This window comes from Streptomyces sp. NBC_00273 (assembly GCF_036178145.1).
In the GTDB taxonomy this organism is placed as follows: Bacteria; Actinomycetota; Actinomycetes; order Streptomycetales; family Streptomycetaceae; genus Streptomyces.
Genome location: NZ_CP108067.1, coordinates 5430559 through 5444705 on the forward strand (window position 1 = coordinate 5430559; position 14147 = coordinate 5444705).

Sequence of the window (14147 nt, forward strand, 5' to 3'; positions counted from 1 at the left end):
CACGTGGGAACCGCTCGTCGCCGGGGAGCCGGCGCTCTAGGGGAGCGTGGCTTCCGGCCAGCGGGAGCGGGCCTGTTCGCGGCTGCGGCACAGGGCGAGCAGGGGGAGCGTTCCCTCGGTCAGGAGTTCCGGGAGCTGGGGGATCGGGGCCACGGCGGCCACGTCGTCCAGCACCAGGGTCAGTGGTGGGTCGAGCCGACCGTGGGATGACCGTGCGGCCATGCGGCGGCCGTGCTCGACCACGTGAGAGGCGAGTGCGGTGAGCAGGGGCATCGCACCCGGGTGGGTGCGGGGATCCTCGAGAGCTTCACCCACCAGGTAGAGGGTGCCCCCTTCGGCGACGAATGATGCCAGGGCGAGGGCGTCGGCTCGGTTCGAATTGCAGGCCTCGCGGATGTGGATCGAGGTCAGGCAGGACAGGGCACGGGCCGTCAGGTTCTGTGCGAGTTCGCGGCGTTCGGGGTGGGCGGTGAGGGCGCTCTCCAGTTCGCCGGCCGCGCCGGGGGCGGCCTGGGGATGGGTGCGCAGGACGCGGACCGGGTCCTGGGCGCTGTTGCCCTGGGCCCAGCGGTGGAGCAGCTTGAACGGGCGGTCGTCGAGGGCGGCGGCCTGGAGCCAGCTGCGCAGGAGGGTTTCCGCGGTGTCGGCCACCGCCGCGTCCATGCGGGCCTGGGGGCGTACGGGGGCCAGCAGGGCGATCGCTCGGGCGGCGGCGGTGTCGCGGTCGGCGCAGCCCTCGGTCGGGTTCCAGTGCATGCGGGCCGGGGTGTCGCACAGGTGGGAGGGGTCGTAGAGGAGGACCGGGCCGAGTTTGGCGCGGGCGTCCTTGGTTTCGGCCCAGAGGGTGGGGGAGGAGGTCACGACGAGTGCCGCGCCCTCGATCTCGCCGATGCGGTGGGCCGCGGCGCGCAGGCGGTCGTTCGGGCCGCCGTACGCGATCCCGTGCGGGGCGGGGGTGACGGCGGTGGCTGCGGGCCGGGGGGCGTTGCCGAAGCCGTAGCGGTAGGCCTCGGTGTGGGTGCCGGGGGCGCTGCCCCCGGACCCCCGTGCTTCAAAGGCCGGCGGGGCTGGGTTGGTGGTGGCCGCCGCAGGCCGGGTGGGGGCTGGTGGGGAAGCGGGTCCCGGTGCTGGTGACGGTGCGGGGACCTGTGCTTCCTGCTTCGCCAGGGCGTGGCGGGACTTGGTGCGGGCTACGACGCCGATGACGAAGACCGTCAGGACGAAGAGGACCAGCAGTTGGCTGACGAACAGGCCCCAGAACAGGCCCCAGCCCGACAGGGCCGCCGGGTCGGTGTCCGGCCAGGCGGCGGGGATGTCGTGCGGTTGCGCTATCAGGGCGCGGACGGCCCCCGGGGTCCGGGTGAAGGTGACGGTGTCGGGCCAGGTGCCGTTCGCGAAGACGGCCGCGAGGCCGGTGGCCGACCAGACGAGGACGGCGAGGCCCACGAGGAAGGCCAGGAGGCCGACCAGTAGGCCGTCCGGGATGCCGCCGCCGCGAGCGGGGGGCTCCGTACGTCGTGCCTCGTGCATGGTCAGGCCACCGTGGTCGCGGATCCGGGGCCGCCGCGGCGGCGTTCGATGGACAGGGCCCGTTCCTCAGCCTCCAGTTCGGCGGCGAGCAGATCGGCGGGGAGGCGGCTGGGGGTGGAGGACTCGGTCATGGCGCGGTCGGTGAAGACGAGGGGGCGTTCGGCTTCGGTGATCAGGTGTTTGACCACCTGGACGTTGCCGTTGACGTCCCAGACCGCGATGCCGGGGGTGAGGGTCGGGATGATTTCCACCGCCCAGCGCGGGAGGCCGAGTACGCGGCCGGTGGCGCGGGCCTCGTCCGCCTTCTGGGCGTAGATCGTTCTGGTCGAGGCCATCTTGAGGATGGCCGCGGCTTCGCGTGCGGCGGCGCCGTCGACGACGTCGGAGAGGTGGTGGACGACGGCGACGAAGGACAGGCCGAGGCGGCGGCCGAACTTCAGCAGGCGCTGGAACAGCTGCGCCACGAAGGGGCTGTTGATGATGTGCCAGGCCTCCTCGACGAGGAAGATGCGCTTCTTCCGGTCGGGGCGGATCCAGGTGTGCTCCAGCCAGACGCCGACGATCGCCATGAGGATCGGCATCGCGATGGAGTTGCGGTCGATGTGGGAGAGGTCGAAGACGATGAGGGGCGCGTCGAGGTCGATGCCGACGGTGGTGGGGCCGTCGAACATGCCGCGCAGGTCGCCGTCGACGAGGCGGTCGATGACGAGCGCGACGTCGAGGCCCCAGGCCCGGACATCGTCTATGTCGACGTTCATCGCGTGCGCGGATTCGGGCTCGGGGTGGCGCAGTTGCTCGACGATGTCGGTGAGGACGGGCTGGCGGTCGCGGATGGTGTCGACGACGTAGGCGTGCGCGACCTTGAGGGCGAAGCCGGCGCGCTCGTCGAGGCCGTGGCCCATGGCCACCTCGATGATGGTCCGGAGCAGCGCGAGCTGGCCGGTCGCGGTGATGGCCGGGTCGAGGGGGTTGAGGCGGATCCCGTCGTCGTTGGCGGCGATGGGGTCCAGGCGGATGGGGGTTATTCCCAGCTGCTGGGCGATCAGGTTCCACTCGCCGACGCCGTCCTCGCCCTGGGCGTCGAGGACGACGACCTGGCGGTCCTTGAAGCGGAGCTGGCGCAGGACGTAGGTCTTTTCGAGGGCTGACTTTCCGTTTCCGGATTCGCCGAGGACCAGCCAGTGGGGGGCCGGGAGCTGCTGTCCGTACAGCTGGAAGGGGTCGTAGATGTAGCCCTTGCCGCTGTAGACCTCGCGGCCGATGATGACGCCGGAGTCGCCGAGGCCGGGGGCGGCGGTGGGCAGGTAGACGGCTTGCGCCTGCCCGGTGGAGGTGCGGACGGGCAGGCGCGTGGTTTCGACTTTGCCGAAGAGGAAGCTGGTGAAGGCGTCCGTCAGGGCGGACATGGGATCTCGCATGGGCGGCACTTCCCTCCAGCTAGCGTCGGATGCCGGTGGCGAACGGCAAGGTGTTGACGAAGGCGCGGTGGTGCTCGCGGTCGCACCATTCCAGCTTCAGGTAGGACTTGCCGGCGGAGGCGCGGATCGTCCGCTTGTCGCGGGCGAGGGCCTCCGGCGAACGCGAGGACACCGTGATGTACCCGACGAGGTTGACTCCCGCCGCACCGCTGGCGAGATCTTCACCTCTTTGGTCGAGCCGGCCGTGCGCGGCGATGTCGCGGGGGTCGACGGTCCGGTTCATCTTGGCGGCGCGGGAGGCGTCGGCCTCGTCGTTGGTCTTCTCGGTGAGCATGCGCTCGATGGCGACTTCGGTGGGCTCCAGGTCCATGGTGACGGCGACCGTGCGGATCACGTCGGGGGTGTGGACGAGCAGCGGGGCGAGGAAGTTGACGCCGACGGGCGTCATCGGCCACTCCTTGACCCAGGCGGTGGCGTGGCACCAGGGGGCGCGGGTGGAGGATTCGCGGGTCTTGGCCTGGAGGAAGGTGGGCTCGACGGCGTCGAGCTCGGCGGGCCAGGCGTTGCGCTTGGTCATGGCCTGGATGTGGTCGATGGGGTGGTCCGGGTCGTACATGGAGTGCACGAGGGAGGAGAGGCGGCCCTGGCCGAGGGGTTGGCGGACACGGATGTCGGCCTCGGCGAGGCGGGCGCAGATGTCGGTGAGCTCGCGGGCCATGACGATGGCGAGGCCGGCGTCGCGGTCGAGCTTGCGGCCCTTGTGGGGGGTGCCGGCGCGGGCGATGGCGTTGGCTTCGGCGGCGAGTTCGCGCGTGTAGTGCATGCAGGCGACGAGGTACGCGCGGTGCTGCTCGGAGGAGGTGGACACCATCGACTGGAGCTGGTCGTAGGAGTCGCGGAGCCAGCCGGGGGCCTGGGTGTCGCCGCGCTGGGCCACGTCCTTGGCGTGCGCGTCGGGGTCGGCGGGGAGGGTGCGGGCGAGCATCTGGAGGCGGGTGACGAAGCCGTCGCCGTTGGCCACGTGCTTGAGGAGGGTGCCGAAGCGGTCGACGAGGGCTTCTTGGTCCTCGCTGTCGCGCAGGCCGACGCCGGGGCCCTCGATTTCGATGGCGGCGGTGACGGTGCGGCGGTCCGCGTGGAGGAGGACGGCGATCTCGTCGGGGCCGAAGGGGGCGGCGAGCCAGTTGATGCGGCCGATGCCGGGGGGCGGGCCGACCTCGACCTCGCGGCCGTCGGAGCCGCGGATGCCGGCTTCCATTGCGCCCGAGCGGTAGGTCGTACCGCGGCGCAGGGTCCGCTTGTAGCTGCGGTTGATCTCGAACCAGCGGTAGAAGGTGCGGCCCCTGTACGGGACGTACACGGCGGCGAGCGCGACCATGGGGAAGCCGGCGAGGCTGACGATGCGCAGGGTGAGGTCGGGGACGAGCAGTCCGCCCATCATGCCGAAGAACGCCCCGGCGATGATCAGGGCGATCTCGCCGGTCTCGCGGTTCTTGCCGACGATCGCGTTCGGCCGGGCCCGGCCGATGAGATACGTGCGGCGGGGCGCGACCGGGTGCAGCTGGTGGGACTGGGTCGTCAACGCCCGTCACCTCCTGTGTTCCTCGTGCTCGAGCTCGTGCGGGGCGGGGGTGCGGCGGAGGGGACAGATCCGCCGCCGGCTCCGCCGCCGGAGGTGGGTCGGCTGCTGTGGGCGGCCACGCCTCCGGAGATGGGGTTGGCGGGGCGGGGCGCGTTGTTGCCGCCGCTGCCGCCGTCGCCGCGGTGGGCGCCGCGGCTGCTGTGGGTCTTGATGCCCTGCGAGACGAGGGAGGCCGGGGAGCTGATGACGGCGGCCGCCTGGGCGCCGTCGGTGGCCTTGCTGCGGTTGGAGTGGGCGGTGGCGATTTCGTCGCCGAAGCCGGGGACGAAGCGGTAGATCATCGCGGAGGCGAAGATCGCCAGGAGGATGATGGCGAGGCCGGTGACGACGGCGGAGAAGGCGTTGGGGCCCTTTTCGCCGGTCAGGGCGCCGGCGAGGCCGAGGACGATGACGATGACCGGCTTCACGAGGATGACGGCGATCATGATGCCGGCCCAGCGGCGGACGTGGCCCCAGAGGTTGCGGTCGACGAGCCCGGAGTAGACGACGACGCCGAGGAGGGCGCCGACGTAGAGGAGGGCGGCCCGGATGAACAGTTCCAGGTAGAGCACGCCGGCGGCGAGGACGGTGACGAGCGCGACGACGATCAGCATGATCGGGCCGCCGCCGATGTCGTCGCCCTTCTTGAGGGCTTCGGTGAAGGAGCCGAAGAACACGTCGGTCTGGCCGCCGGTGGCGGAGGCGATGACGGCGGTGACGCCGTCGGTGGCGGAGACGACGGTGTAGAGGATGAGGGGGGTGAAGGCGGAGGCGAGGACGGTGAGCCAGAGGAAGCCGATGGCTTCGGACATGGCGGTGGTGAGGGGGACGCCGCGGACGGCTCGCTTGGCGACGGCGAAGAGCCACAGGACGAGGGTGAGGATGGTGGAGGCGGCGAAGACGACGGAGTACTGCTTGAGGAAGGCGGGGTTGGTGAAGTCGACCTCGGCCGAGCCCTTGACCGCTTCGCTGAGCTTGGTGACGATCCAGGCGGCGGCGTCGGCGCAGCCGCGGGCCAGGGAGGCGAGGGGGTTGAGGGCGTCTCCGCCGTCGCTGGGTGCCAGTCCTGTCCCGGGGGTGCTGCCGGATGTGCCCGTTCCGCCTTGGCAGTACTGCTTGGAGGGGCCGTCGAGCAGGGCGCAGGGGTCAGCGGTCGAGGAGGGTGTGGGCGTCGGCGTCGGCGTCGGTACGGGAGCGGCGTGGGCGCGGGTGGCCAGGGCTAGCACGGCCACGTGGGCCGAGGCGATCAGGCCTAGCCGGGTGGGCAGCCGGAGGCTAGCGGGCATAGGTGAATCCCCCGAATTCCTTGATGGCCTTGCTCATGTCGTCGGACGTCGACACGGGGACATCGCCGGGAACCGGGGCGGGCCCGTCCTGCTGGGTGTCGTCGACGACCTTCCAGTCCTCGCCGATCCAGCTCAGTTCGAAGGTCCAGGTCCCCCAGAGCGTCCGCACCGGGTCGGTGGACTTGGTGCCGGACATGCCGATCAGACCGGTGTACCAGACGGCGATCTTGGCTCTGGTCGGCGTGTAGCTCTCCACGCGGGTGCCGATCGGAACGGTACGGGTGACGAAGGTGCTGCCCTGCGGGGCGTTGCCGTTGGCGTCGAGCCCCATCTTCGCGAGGAAGTCGGCCGAGTAGGCCTCGTCCTGTGGGGCCTTCGCGCGGGCTGCGACGTCGGGCGCGAAGATTGCTTCCACCAGGGCGTGCCGGGAGTTCTTCTTGAACATGCCGTCAGAACCGAGTGCCACCGCGAAGTTGGCGGCGGCCGACTGGGCTCCCTGTTCGTCGTGGGCGAAGCCCTTGGGGATGCCCGCCGATTTGCCCGTCACCGGGTTCGCGCCCGTGGCTGCCGTGGAGGAGTCCGTCGGGGGTTTGTCCGAGGCGGGGTCCGAGGGGGTGTCCGGGGCCGAGTTGGCGAAGGCGATGGCGGCGATCAGGAGGACCACCACGCCGACCACCGTGATGAGGCTGCGGGAGGTGCGCGGGGTGCGGCGGACGGGGCCGTAGGGGTCGGCCGGGGGGTCCGGGAGGCGGGTGCGGGTCTGGCCGGTGCCGCCGACCTCGCCGTAGCCGCCGGCGCCGCCGTACTGGTCGTCGTCGTTGCTCATTGCCTGTCCGCCCCCTCCGCGTCGTACGACGGTAGCGCTGGTTCCCGCGTGGATGTGGTGTGGTGATGCGTCATCGGCTACGGGGTCCGGCGCGCGCCCCGGCTAGACGGCCATCCCGTAGACGATCGTGAACAGCGTCCCGAGGGAGCCGATGATGAAGACTCCGGTGAGTCCGGCCACGATCAGGCCCTTGCCCTGTTCCGCGCTGAACGTGTCGCGCAGGGCGGTCGCTCCGATGCGCTGTTTGGCCGCCCCCCAGATGGCGATGCCCAGGCAGAGCAGGATCGCGACGGCCATGACCACCTCGATCATGACCTTCGCTTCGTTGCCGAGACTGCCGAAAGGCCCCCAGTTCGGGGCGATTCCGCCGATGATGGTGGTGATGTCGCCTTTTTCAGCTGCCAGGATCATGTAACTCACCGCCCCTGTATGGGTAGTTCCGGACGCCCCTCGCCCGACGGCAGGGGTCACGCACTATCTTCGCTGATGAAACCGCCGCCGTCGTCGACTTGACGGCTCTCTTTACCCGATCTCGCGGCCCGCGCTCCGCTTCCGCGCTCTGACCTGGGCGGGTGCGGGGTGTATGCGCGAGAACGTGCGGTCACTCTGTGTATCACGGGGGGTGACGCCGGGCAATGATTGTCGTCTCGACGTACGGGGGGTGGGGTGAGGGGCCGCCGTTCGGAGCAGTGGTGTGGCGTGTCGTTGGTCCGGCCCGCCGACATGCGTCCGATCCTCTTCCCGTCGTTTCATCGGTGCGCGAGCGCGTGGCGGCGGGGTTGTCAGTGGGGTGCGGCAGGCTGGGGAGCATGACGACTCCATGGACTCTCGCGGACCTCGAGGCGGCCATCCGGGCGGGATGGTCGGCCGAGACCTGCGAGCCCTCCGACATCACGAAGATCCCCTGGAATCCGGAGAATCCGGCGTGGGGGCACTGTGACATCACGGCCCTCGTGGTGCAGGACCTCGTGGGCGGGGACCTGATGCTGGGCGAGGTGTTCCACGGCGGCCGGCAGGAGGGCTACCACTGGTGGAACCTGCTGCCCGGCGGGATCCGGATCGATCTGACGCGGGAGCAGTTCCGGCGGGGGGAGACGGTCACGCCGGGGCGGATCGTGAAGCGGCCGGGCGGACGGCTGCGCAGGAGGTGGGAGGAGTACCAGCTGCTGCGGCAGCGGGTCATCGACAAGCTGGGGCCGTTGCCGGGGGCGATGGTGATGCCGGACGGGCGGCGGCTCGCCTATACGGATTTCGGGGGGCCGGGGGCGCCGCTGCTGGCGTTGCACGGGCACTTCCAGGAGGGGGCGGGGGCCTTCGAGCACCTGGCCCGGGAGCTGGGTCCGGCGTGGCGGGTGATCGCCCTGGACCAGCGGGGGCACGGGAGGTCCGACCGGGCGGGGGAGTACACGCGGGACGGGTACGTGGCGGATGCGGCGGCCCTGCTGGAGCAGTTGGGGCTGGGGCCGGCGGTGGTGCTGGGGCATTCGCTGGGCGGGGTCACTGCGTACCAGCTCGCGGCGCGGCGGCCGGATCTGGTGCGGGCGGTGGTGGTCGAGGACATCGGGGCGGTGGTCGACGGCGACCTGTCGTTCGCGCGGGAGTGGCCGAGACGGGCCGCGACCCGGGCCGGGTTCCTGGCGGGGGCGGGGAGTTCGGCGCCGTACCTGGAGGGGTCCCTGCAGGAGTACCCGGACGGGTGGGGGACCGCGTTCGAGGTGGAGGACATGGTGGAGTCCCAGCGGGGGCTGAACGGGGACCACTGGGGGGACTGGCTGGGGGTGCGGAAGCCGACGCTGCTGGTGCGGGGGGATCGGAGCGGGGTGCTGTCGGCGGAGCACGCGCGGGAGATGACGGTGCGGAGGGCGGGGGTGCGGTTGGTGGAGTTGCCGGCGGGGCATGCGGTGCGGGTTGGGGACCCGGAGGGGTTCTGCGCTGCCGTGCGGGGTTTTTTGGCGCGGGTGTGAGGGGCGCGGCCGGGTGCGGGGCCGATGCCGGGGCTCCGCCCCGGACCCCGCGCCTCAAACGCCGGCGGGGCTGAATGAGCGGGGCTCCGCCCCGGGCCCCGCGCCTCAAGCGCCAGCGGGGCTGAAAGAGCGGACCCCGCGCCTCAAGCGCTGGCGGGGCTGGGAGAACGGTGGGGCTGAAGCTGATGGGCTGGGGGGTTAGGTCCAGTGGGTGGGGCGGGTGAGGGTGGGGGGGATTTGGGTGGTGGGGTCGCCCTGGGCCGCGTTCAGCTGGGGCTGGGTGAGGAAGATGGCGTCGCGGAGGTCCGCTCCGCGGAGGTTGGTGTCGCGGAGGTCCGCGCCGATCAGGTCCGCAGTGCGCAGGTCGGCGCGGGAGAGGTCGGCGGCGATCAGGTAGGCGCCGCGGAGGTTCGCGCCGCGGAGGTCGGCTCCCGCCAGGCGGGCGCCCATCAGGTCGGCGCCGCGGTGGTTCTTCTTGCGGCCCGGCACCTTCGCCCGTACGAGTTCGCTGGTCTTCAGGAGCAGGGTGTTGATCTGCTGGCGGAGGGGGCCGACGTCCAGGTCGGCCAGGGCCTGCGCGTCGGCGCGGGTCCACTCCTCCGTCTCCGCCAGGGCCCGGCGCAGCTCCGCGTGGACCGGGCCGGCGGCCGGGAGGGTCAGGGACTCGCTGACGTAGAAGAGCAGCTCGTGCAGCTGCCGCAGTACCGGGAAGACCTCGAACATCTGGCGGGCCGTGCCCGGGTGGGTGCGCCAGTCGCGGCCGCCGAAGGTGACCTGGGAGGTCTGCTGGCCCGCGCCGAAGCAGTCGAAGACCGTGCAGCCCTGGAAGCCCTTGTCGCGCAGCCGGGTGTGGATGCCGCAGCGGAAGTCCTGCTGGAGGTTCTTGCAGGGGGTCCCGGCGGGCTTGTTCACGGCGAAGTCGTTGGACTTGGCGAAGGGCAGCGCCACGCAGCACAGCGCGAAGCAGTTCGCGCAGTCGGCCTGCAGGACGGGCAGGGGGGCGGGGAGGTCGGCGGCGGGGGTATTCGGCACGCCGTCCATTGTCCCCCGTCGCGCCGGGTGCTCGGGGTCTTGATCGGCGGGGCGGCGGCGGTGAGCATCCCGGTATGACAGAAGTGATCGCAGTCGCTGTTATTACCCTCCTCGCCGTGATCAGTCCCGGTGCCGACTTCGCCATGGTGGTCCGCAACAGCTATCTCTACGGACGCCCCACCGGGCTGTTCGCCGCCGCCGGGGTCGCGGCCGGCGTGCTGGTCCACGTCTCCTACACGATGCTCGGGGTCGGTCTGTTGATCGCCTCCTCCACCGCGCTGTTCACCGCGATCAAGCTGGCGGGTGCGGCCTATCTGGTGTGGATCGGGATACGCACCTTCCGGGCGCGGGCCGAGGTGACCGTCGACCTGGAGTCGAAGCCGCAGCTGACCCGGCTGGGGGCGATGCGGTCGGGGTTCTTGACCAATGTGCTCAATCCGAAGACGACGCTGTTCGTGGTGTCGACCTTCACGCAGGTGGTGAACCCGCAGACGCCGGTGTGGCAGCAGGTGGGCTACGGGCTGTTCATGTCGGCGGCGCACCTGGGCTGGTTCGGGGCGGTGGCGCTGTTCTTCTCCGTCTCACGGCTGCGCGACCGGATGCTGAAGGCGCAGAAGGCGCTGAACCGGGCCATCGGGTCGGTGCTGGTGGGGCTGGGGGTGGGGTTGGGGTTCGCCCGCTGAGTGGACCGCCGGGTCTGGTGCACGGAGTTACCTGTCGGTAGCGTGGCTGGTATGGGTGCTGCCGAGGGGTTCTTCGAGAGGGTCGACGCCGGGCGGTTCCTGGCCACCGAGTACACGCGGGGGCCGTGGGACCCGGGCTCGCAGCACGCCGGGCCGCCGGCCGCGCTGCTCGGGCGGGCCGTCGAGGAGCGGCCGGGGGCGCGGACGGACATGCGGACCGCCCGGATCACGTACGAGATCCTGCGCCCGGTGCCGATCGGCGAGCTGGAGGTCACCACCAGCGTGCTGCGGGCCGGGCGCGGGACCGAGGTGGTCGAGGCGGCCCTCGCGCCGGCGGGCGGCGCGCCCGTGATGCTGGCGCGGGCCCTGCGGATCCGGGTCGCGGAGGAGGCCGTGCCGGCCGTGGTCCCGGGGCCGCAGTTGCCGCCGCCCGGGGAGGTGGAGGTGACGCCGTTCTTCCCGGTGCCGTGGGAGACGGGCTACCACTCGGCCATGGAGACCCGGTTCACCGAGGGGGCCTTCGTCGAGCTGGGTCCCGGTACCTGCTGGATGCGGATGAAGGTGCCGCTCGTCGTCGGGGAGGAGACCAGGCCGCTGGACCGGGTGCTGATCGCCGCCGATTCGGGGAACGGGATCAGCTCGGTGATGGACTTCGCGCGGTACGTCTTCATCAACGGTGACCTGACCGTCCATCTGCACCGCCATCCGGTGGGCGAGTGGGCGTGCGTGGAGGCCCGTACGAGTGTGGACGCGGCCGGGATCGGGCTCGCGGACGCGCTGCTGCACGACGAGAAGGGGCCCATCGGGCGGAGCGCGCAGAGTCTTTTCGTGGCGCCGCGTTCCTAGCCGGCCTTCTGCATCAACCCGGCGCGGTGGCGGGGGAGTCGGTGTGGCAGGCTCGTGCCGGTGGAAGCCCTGAGAGACGTCGACCCCGCGCAGATCGGGGCGCATGCGCTGTTGGCCCGGCTCGGTGCCGGGGGGATGGGGCAGGTGTACCTCGGACGGTCGCCCGGTGGGCGCCTGGTCGCCGTGAAGGTGATCCGGGACGAGATCACCGGGCATCCGGAGGCGTTGGCCCGGTTCCGGCGCGAGGCCGAGACCGTGCGTGCGGTGCGGTCGGCGTACACGGCGAACCTGATCGACGCCTCGCTGGCGGCGGCGCCGTACTGGCTGGCGACCGAGTACGTGGCGGGCCCGACGCTCGGTCATGCCGTGGCGGAGCGCGGTGGGTTGCCCGCCGACACCTGCCGGCGGCTGTTCGCGGCCCTCGCGGAGGGGCTGGCGAGCGTGCACGCGTACGGGGTGACGCACCGGGACCTCAAGCCGCAGAACGTCATCCTGGGCGCGCAGGGGCCGCAGCTGATCGACTTCGGCATCGCGCGGGGCGTGGGCGAGACGGCCCTCACGCAGGACGGGCAGGCTCCGGGGACGCCGGGGTACACCGCGCCCGAGGTGCTGCTGGGTGCGGAGGCCGGGGCCGCGGCGGACGTCTTCGCGCTGGGCGCGACCCTTGCGTACGCGGCGACCGGGCGGCCGCCGTTCGGTACGGGCGTGGCGACGACGGTGAGCTACCGGGCGGTGCACGAGCCGGTCGACGTGGCCGGGGTGGAGCCGGCTCTGGCGGGGCTGATCGAGGCGTGCGTGGCGAAGGATCCGGCGGTGCGGCCGGGTCTGCGCGAGGTCATCGCCCGGTGCGGGGTCCGGGACGCGCTGATCGACGATCCGGTGTACCTGGGGCTCGGTGCGCTGGGTGAGGCCGTACCGGTGCACGAGATGCGGACGCAGGGCCCGGGATATCCGTACGTTCCGACGGCGGCCGGGCAGCTGCCGCGGGCCGTGCGGGGCGGGGGGCTGCGGCGCGGTGCCGTGGTGGGGGCGGGGGTGGCCGTGGCGGTGGCGCTCGCCCTGACGGCCTGGAAGCTGATCCCGTTCGACGGCAGCGGCAGTGGCAGCGGTGGTGCCGGTGGCAGCGGTGGTAACGGCGGCGGGGCTGCTGCGCGGGACGCGGCCGACAAGGGTGGTACCACGGCCACGCCGCCCGCGGCGCAGGGCGGGCAGCCGCCCGAGGCCACCGGTTCCAAGGGTGCGGCGAAGCCGCCGGCCGAGTACATCGACAACAACCAGATCTCGCGCTACGTGTGGACCGGCTCCCCCGATCTGGACCTGGCCGTACGAGGGGTCGGCCAGTGCAACCAGCCGGCCGAGGAGAAGTCTCCCGGCGCGGGTTTCCAGTCGGCCGTGTCGACCACCAGCGCCAACGGGAAGCCGGGCACGTCTGCGTCCGTCAAGATGCGGATCAAGTACGCGGAGATGGGCCAGTCCGCGCCGGATCCGTACTACGTGTCCGTGGCGGTCAAGTCCCCCCACGACATCGAACCGTCCACCGGCAAGCCCTTCCCCATGGACAACCGGGCCGTCGGCTACACGAGCAAGCCCGTCGACGTCTACACGCATTGGAAGTCGGGTGGCGACGTGACGCTCACCTACCCGGACGACTTCACGATGCACGCCGCGGGCAAGACGTGGCCCGCTGTGCCCCTGTCCGCCGACCCCGGGGACTGGACGGTGGTCTTCTACCACGTTGAGGATGATCCTACGAAGTACGCGAGCATCGCCTGTTCCGGCTTCCGAGTGGGGTAGTAGGACATGCGACACGGCGGAATCGCACGTTGAAGTGACGTGGATGGGGGAGGGTTGACGCGTGCGCAGATTCTGGATGGTCGGCGGGATCGGGATCGGGCTGTGTCTGACGTTCGTGGCGCTCCTCGTCGTGGGGACGTACTCGGCCGCGGCAGGCCTCGGGGGGGCCGGCGCGGGTGGTCGCGCGGTAGGGCTGACGAAGGGTGCCGTGCCCGCCAAGTACCAGGCGTTGGTGGAGAAGTGGGGCAATCTCTGCCCGGCCATCAACCCGCCCCTGCTCGCTGCTCAGCTGTACTCCGAGAGCGGCTGGAACCCGAGCGCCGTGAGTCCGGCGGACGCGCGCGGTATCGCGCAGTTCATTCCGGGCACTTGGGCGGGCCACGGCATCGACGGGGACGGGGACGGTGACCGGGACATCTGGGACCCGAACGACGCGATTCCGTCGGCGGCCTCGTACGACTGCGAGCTGGCCAAGGACGTGGCGAGCGTGCCCGGGGACGATGCGTCGAACATGCTCGCGGCTTACAACGCGGGGGCGTACGCGGTCATCAAGTACGGCGGAGTGCCCCCGTACACGGAGACCCAGGGGTACGTGAAGGCCATTACCACCCTGGCCAAGAGCTTCGCGCGGCCCGTGGGGCGGGTGGCGCCCTCGCAACAGGCCGCCGGGGCGATCTACTTCGCGCAGAAGCAGCTCGGGACGCCGTATCTGTGGGGCGGCAACGGGACGCCCGATCAGGACGGGCGGTTCGACTGTTCCGGGTTGACCAAGGCCGCGTACGAGACCGTGGGGATCGAGTTGCCGCGGGTGGCGAACGACCAGTACAACGCCGGGGCGCACCCTACGCGCGATCAACTCCTGCCCGGTGACCTCGTCTTCTTCTCCGATGATCTGACGAATTCTCGGGAGATCCGGCACGTCGGGCTCTACGTGGGCGGCGGGTACATGATCAACGCCCCTTACACCGGCGCCGTCATCCGGTTCGACAAGATCGACACCCCTGACTACTTCGGTGCGACGCGCGTGACCAAGGACGGTGCGGAGGCCCTTCCGACGCGCCCCGCCGCCAGCCCGGCGGCTTAGCAACTCTCCGTAATGCAAAGGCCCTGAGCTGCGACGATGGGTCACTCTTCGGTAACGTTGGAG

The 14147-nt window shown here is 71.4% G+C and carries 12 protein-coding genes; 5 read left to right on the top strand and 7 right to left on the bottom strand.

The window, feature by feature from the left end:
* Positions 1–36: 36 nt before the first annotated feature.
* The 6 genes from OG386_RS23885 to OG386_RS23910 all read right to left on the bottom strand — a co-directional run bounded on the left by OG386_RS23885 (position 37) and on the right by OG386_RS23910 (position 7092).
* Positions 37–1530 carry a type VI secretion protein gene (locus OG386_RS23885; RefSeq protein WP_328789812.1) on the bottom strand — a complete coding sequence of 498 codons (1494 nt, stop codon included), beginning with the start codon at positions 1528–1530 and terminating at the stop codon, positions 37–39.
* Positions 1531–1532: 2 nt separating this feature from the next.
* Complete coding sequence (locus OG386_RS23890; RefSeq protein WP_327384540.1) at positions 1533–2948, bottom strand: ATP-binding protein; 1416 nt, start codon at positions 2946–2948, stop codon at positions 1533–1535.
* Between the two features lie 19 nt (positions 2949–2967).
* Positions 2968–4530 (bottom strand): SCO6880 family protein, encoded by a 1563-nt coding sequence (locus OG386_RS23895; RefSeq protein ID WP_328789813.1) that lies wholly within the window; start codon positions 4528–4530, stop codon positions 2968–2970.
* Positions 4527–5855 (bottom strand): hypothetical protein, encoded by a 1329-nt coding sequence (locus OG386_RS23900; RefSeq protein WP_328789814.1) that lies wholly within the window; start codon positions 5853–5855, stop codon positions 4527–4529. Before OG386_RS23900 ends, OG386_RS23895 begins: the two co-directional genes overlap by 4 nt.
* Positions 5845–6681 (bottom strand): hypothetical protein, encoded by an 837-nt coding sequence (locus OG386_RS23905; protein ID WP_328789815.1) that lies wholly within the window; start codon positions 6679–6681, stop codon positions 5845–5847. Before OG386_RS23905 ends, OG386_RS23900 begins: the two co-directional genes overlap by 11 nt.
* Positions 6682–6783: 102 nt before the next feature.
* Positions 6784–7092, bottom strand: a complete 309-nt coding sequence (locus OG386_RS23910; RefSeq protein WP_008742356.1) for a hypothetical protein — start codon at positions 7090–7092, stop codon at positions 6784–6786.
* A gap of 398 nt (positions 7093–7490) precedes the next feature.
* Here OG386_RS23910 and OG386_RS23915 point away from each other — a divergent pair, with 398 nt between their 5' ends.
* Positions 7491–8645 (top strand): alpha/beta fold hydrolase, encoded by a 1155-nt coding sequence (locus OG386_RS23915; RefSeq protein ID WP_328789816.1) that lies wholly within the window; start codon positions 7491–7493, stop codon positions 8643–8645.
* 198 nt (positions 8646–8843) lie between these two features.
* On the opposite strand, the gene OG386_RS23920 is transcribed toward OG386_RS23915, so the two are convergent.
* Complete coding sequence (locus OG386_RS23920; protein WP_328789817.1) at positions 8844–9686, bottom strand: pentapeptide repeat-containing protein; 843 nt, start codon at positions 9684–9686, stop codon at positions 8844–8846.
* A 65-nt stretch (positions 9687–9751) separates the two neighbouring features.
* Here OG386_RS23920 and OG386_RS23925 point away from each other — a divergent pair, with 65 nt between their 5' ends.
* The 4 genes from OG386_RS23925 (at position 9752) to OG386_RS23940 (ending at position 14084) form a co-directional block, all read left to right on the top strand.
* Complete coding sequence (locus OG386_RS23925; protein ID WP_030013149.1) at positions 9752–10360, top strand: LysE family translocator; 609 nt, start codon at positions 9752–9754, stop codon at positions 10358–10360.
* A 51-nt stretch (positions 10361–10411) separates the two neighbouring features.
* Complete coding sequence (locus OG386_RS23930; protein ID WP_328789818.1) at positions 10412–11206, top strand: thioesterase family protein; 795 nt, start codon at positions 10412–10414, stop codon at positions 11204–11206.
* A 60-nt stretch (positions 11207–11266) separates the two neighbouring features.
* Positions 11267–13000: a serine/threonine-protein kinase gene (locus OG386_RS23935; protein WP_328789819.1), complete on the top strand. Its 1734-nt coding sequence runs from the start codon at positions 11267–11269 to the stop codon at positions 12998–13000.
* A gap of 76 nt (positions 13001–13076) precedes the next feature.
* Entirely contained in the window at positions 13077–14084 is a 1008-nt protein-coding gene (locus OG386_RS23940; RefSeq protein ID WP_328793331.1) for a C40 family peptidase, read from the top strand.
* Positions 14085–14147: the final 63 nt, after the last annotated feature.

Coding starts and splice junctions, on each gene's coding strand:
- OG386_RS23885 (WP_328789812.1), bottom strand. CDS start 1,530: ATGCACGAGGCACGACGTACGGAGCCCCCCGCTCGCGGCGGCGGCATC.
- OG386_RS23890 (WP_327384540.1), bottom strand. CDS start 2,948: ATGCGAGATCCCATGTCCGCCCTGACGGACGCCTTCACCAGCTTCCTC.
- OG386_RS23900 (WP_328789814.1), bottom strand. CDS start 5,855: ATGCCCGCTAGCCTCCGGCTGCCCACCCGGCTAGGCCTGATCGCCTCG.
- OG386_RS23905 (WP_328789815.1), bottom strand. CDS start 6,681: ATGAGCAACGACGACGACCAGTACGGCGGCGCCGGCGGCTACGGCGAG.
- OG386_RS23910 (WP_008742356.1), bottom strand. CDS start 7,092: ATGATCCTGGCAGCTGAAAAAGGCGACATCACCACCATCATCGGCGGA.
- OG386_RS23915 (WP_328789816.1), top strand. CDS start 7,491: ATGACGACTCCATGGACTCTCGCGGACCTCGAGGCGGCCATCCGGGCG.
- OG386_RS23920 (WP_328789817.1), bottom strand. CDS start 9,686: ATGGACGGCGTGCCGAATACCCCCGCCGCCGACCTCCCCGCCCCCCTG.
- OG386_RS23925 (WP_030013149.1), top strand. CDS start 9,752: ATGACAGAAGTGATCGCAGTCGCTGTTATTACCCTCCTCGCCGTGATC.
- OG386_RS23930 (WP_328789818.1), top strand. CDS start 10,412: ATGGGTGCTGCCGAGGGGTTCTTCGAGAGGGTCGACGCCGGGCGGTTC.
- OG386_RS23940 (WP_328793331.1), top strand. CDS start 13,077: ATGGTCGGCGGGATCGGGATCGGGCTGTGTCTGACGTTCGTGGCGCTC.